At 70.8% G+C, this 2,798-nt stretch carries 3 protein-coding genes; all 3 read right to left on the reverse strand.

Features of this window, described 5'->3' with window-relative positions:
• Window positions 1–1,065 (reverse strand): dihydroorotase (locus Q0M60_RS13090; RefSeq protein WP_296820279.1); only part of this gene is annotated, 1,065 nt, incomplete at its 3' end.
• Window positions 1,062–2,045 (reverse strand): aspartate carbamoyltransferase catalytic subunit, encoded by a 984-nt coding sequence (locus tag Q0M60_RS13095; protein WP_296820281.1) that lies wholly within the window; start codon window positions 2,043–2,045, stop codon window positions 1,062–1,064. The genes Q0M60_RS13090 and Q0M60_RS13095, both read right to left, overlap by 4 nt.
• A gap of 42 nt (window positions 2,046–2,087) precedes the next feature.
• Window positions 2,088–2,558, reverse strand: a complete 471-nt coding sequence (gene ruvX, locus Q0M60_RS13100) for a Holliday junction resolvase RuvX (RefSeq protein ID WP_296820283.1) — start codon at window positions 2,556–2,558, stop codon at window positions 2,088–2,090.
• Window positions 2,559–2,798 lie beyond the last annotated feature (240 nt).

The raw sequence follows: 2,798 nt of genomic DNA on the forward strand, positions 1-2,798 counted from the left end.
GAGCAGATCGAGGCCCGCGGCGTGGTGCAGATTCAACGCGGCGGGCAGCAGGGTCTCCAGCCCCACCGCGCCGGGCGTCGCCTCGGCGAACGGCAGGCGCTTGCCCTCGGCCGGAGCCGGCGCGTGGGCCGAGACGATGACATCGATCAGGCCGCCACGCAGGGCCTCGATCAGGGCCAATCGGTCCGCCTCGGCGCGCAGCGGCGGGTCGAGCTTCAGGAAGGTGCGGTACTCGCCGACGTCCACCTCATTGAAGCTGAGGTGGTTGATCGAGACGCCGGCGGCGACCTCCAGCCCCTTGGCGCGGGCGCGGGCCAGGCTGTCCAGGGCTTCGGCCGTCGTGATCTGGTCGACGAGCAGGCGCGCGCCGGTCAGTTCGGCCAGCGCCAGGTCGCGCTCCAGCATGATGCGTTCGGCGACAGCGGGCACGCTGGGCAGACCCATGCGGCCGGCCAGTTCGCCTTCGGTGGCCGACGCGCCTTCGCTCAGCCAGGGGTCGGCGGGCCGATGCGCGATCAGGGCGTTGAAGGCCCCGGCATAGGCCATGGCCCGGCGCAGCACCCGCGGATCGCGGACCGGCCTGTCCACGTCAGTGAAATAGGCCGCCCCCGCCTCGGCCATCAGGCCGATCTCGGCGAGTTGCTCCCCCTTCAGGGCCTTGGTGGCGGCGCCTGCGGCCAGCATCTTGACCAGCCCGAGGTCACGCCCCCGGCGCAGCAGGAAATCCACCAGCGCCGGCTCGTCCACCGGCGGGTCGGTGTCGGGCTGCAGGACCAGGGTGGTGACGCCGCCCGCGGCGGCGGCCTCGGCGGCGGATTTCAGGGTCTCCGCCGCGGCCCCGCCGGGCTCGCCCGTCTTGACCCGAAGGTCGATCAGGCCGGGCGCGAGCGCCGCACCTTCGCAGTCGATCAGCCGCGCCTCGGCCGGGCGGCTGTCGAAGGTCGGGCTGCGCCGGACCTCAGCGATGACCCCATCGCACGCCAGCAGGCAGCCGGGGCCGTCATAGCCGCTGTCCGGATCGATCAGCCGGGCGTTGACGAAGGCGATGGGCTGGGCCGCGCTCATGCCTCGTCCTCCAGCCGCTCGGACAGGGACGCCAGCACCGCCATGCGCATGGCTACGCCCGCCTCGACCTGGTCCTGGATCAGCGACACCTCCGGATCGTCGGCGACGCCGGAGTCGATCTCCACGCCCCGGTTCATCGGGCCCGGGTGCATCACCTTGGCGCCGGGCGCGGCCAGGGCCAGCTTGTCGGCGTCCAGGCCCCAGAACCGGAAATACTCGCGCGTCGACGGCACCAGCGCCCCGTTCATCCGCTCAAGCTGGAGCCGCAGCATCATCACCACGTCGGCGCCGGCGATCCCCTCCTCCATGGAGTGGAAGACGGCCGCGCCCCAGCGGTCGGCGTCGGCGGGCATCAGCGTCGGCGGCCCGACCAGCCGCACCGCGCACCCCATGCCTGACAGCAGGATGGCGTTCGAGCGGGCCACCCGGCTGTGCAGGATGTCGCCGCAGATCGCGACGGTCAGGCGGCCGACGTCGGTCCCGAAGGCCCGCCGGATGGTCAGCAGGTCTAGCAGGGCCTGGGTCGGATGCTCGTGCTGCCCGTCGCCGGCGTTGATTACCGAACAGCCGACCTTGCGCGCCAGGAGGTCCGCAGCGCCCGAACCCCAGTGCCGCACCACCAGCAGGTCCGGCCGCATGGCGTTCAGCGTCATGGCCGTATCGATCAGGGTCTCGCCCTTGGACACCGAGGAGGTGCGGGCGTTCATGTTGACCACGTCGGCGCCGAGCCGTTTGCCGGCCAGTTCGAAGGAGCTCTGCGTCCGGGTCGAATTCTCGAAGAACAGGTTGATGAGCGTCCGACCCTTGAGCAGGTCCAGCTTCTTGGAGCCGCGCCGGTTCAGGTCGATGAAGGCGTCCGCGAGGTCGAGCAGGGCTTCGAGGTCCGGCCGCTGCAGATCGCCGGCCGACAGCAGGTGCGCTCGGGGGAACGGGAACAGCCGCTCTCGGATCGCTTCGGAAACGTCAGCCGGCTGGGTCATCAAAGCCGGGCTATAGGCGGGCGCGACCGCTTCGGGAAGGCCTCAACCGGTATAGCCGAGCCGATCCAGCGCCCCCTGAAGGATCCACGCCGCCGCCGTGCGGTCCACGACCTGGGCGCGCCGCTTGCGGTTGAGGTCCAGGTCCTCGATCAGGAAGCGTTCGACCGCCGAGGTCGACAGCCGCTCGTCCCACAGGGCGACCGACACGGGGCGGATGCGCTCCAGGTTGCGCGCGAAGGCGCGAGCCGACTGCGCGCGCGGCCCCTCAGATCCGTCCATGTTCACCGGCAGGCCGATGACCAGCCCGGTCGCGCCGCGTCCGTCCATCAGCCTGAACAGCGCCTCGGCGTCGGCGGTGAACTTGGTCTTGCGGATGAGCTGAAGCGGGCTGGCGATGGTGCGGGTCAGGTCCGAGACCGCCACGCCGATGGTCTTCTCCCCAAGGTCCAGCCCCAGCCAGGGCGTGTTGGGGGGCGTGGAGGCCGCCAGCTCATCGAGAGTCAGGATTGTCACACCCGCGCGGTAGGACTGGCGCGCCGCCCTGTCAAAGTGCAAAGCTTGGCCGTTCAGAAGAGGAGTCCTCCAGTGAAGTCCTTTCTGTTTGCCGTTTCGCTCCTGGGCCTGACGGCCTGCGATCCCGCCACCGAGACGCGCAAGGCCGCGATTGAGAGCTCGGAACAGCCGGCCCAGCCGACGGTTCGGGAGGCCACGCTCAGGCCCATCGCCAATGGCGAAACCTTCATGCCGGAGCCC

Source organism: Brevundimonas sp. (assembly GCF_024711105.1).
Classification (GTDB): domain Bacteria; phylum Pseudomonadota; class Alphaproteobacteria; order Caulobacterales; family Caulobacteraceae; genus Brevundimonas.

Excerpts from the sequence above, each read along its gene's own strand:
- Q0M60_RS13095 (WP_296820281.1), bottom strand. The coding sequence starts at position 2,045 with ATGACCCAGCCGGCTGACGTTTCCGAAGCGATCCGAGAGCGGCTGTTC.